1 pseudogene is annotated in these 374 nt (G+C 53.5%); it reads right to left on the minus strand.

The window, feature by feature from the left end:
• Positions 1-374 (minus strand): annotated as a pseudogene (locus AM228_RS34355) (efflux transporter periplasmic adaptor subunit); the annotation flags it as partial.

The following is a 374-nucleotide window of genomic DNA, read 5'->3' on the forward strand; positions in this document are numbered from 1 at the left end:
CTTGCAAAGCTAAAGCCTGTTGTGCTTCTTGCACTTCCGCTTCCGCTTGTGTCAGTTCCTCCCGCCGATTTTTTTGCAGTTGTTCTAACTGGCGTTGCGCTTCTTGTAAATTGGCTTGAGCCCGCCGATTTTCCGTCACCGCTTCATCCAGGCTATCTTGAGAAATTGCCCCTTCGTCGGCTAATTGCTGATTTCGTTTTCGCCGCACTTCCGTTAATTCCACTCTAGCCTGGGCGTCCACTACCCTTGCTTCCGCTTGGGCAATTTCCTCAAATCGGCTACCGGCTTTTACCCTCGTCAGACGGGCTTGGGCTTGGGCTAAACGGGCTCTCGCTTGGGCAATGTTTTCCCGACGGTTCCCTGCCCGCAATTCG

The sequence above is a fragment of the Planktothricoides sp. SR001 genome, from assembly GCF_001276715.1.
In the GTDB taxonomy this organism is placed as follows: Bacteria; Cyanobacteriota; Cyanobacteriia; order Cyanobacteriales; family Laspinemataceae; genus Planktothricoides; species Planktothricoides raciborskii.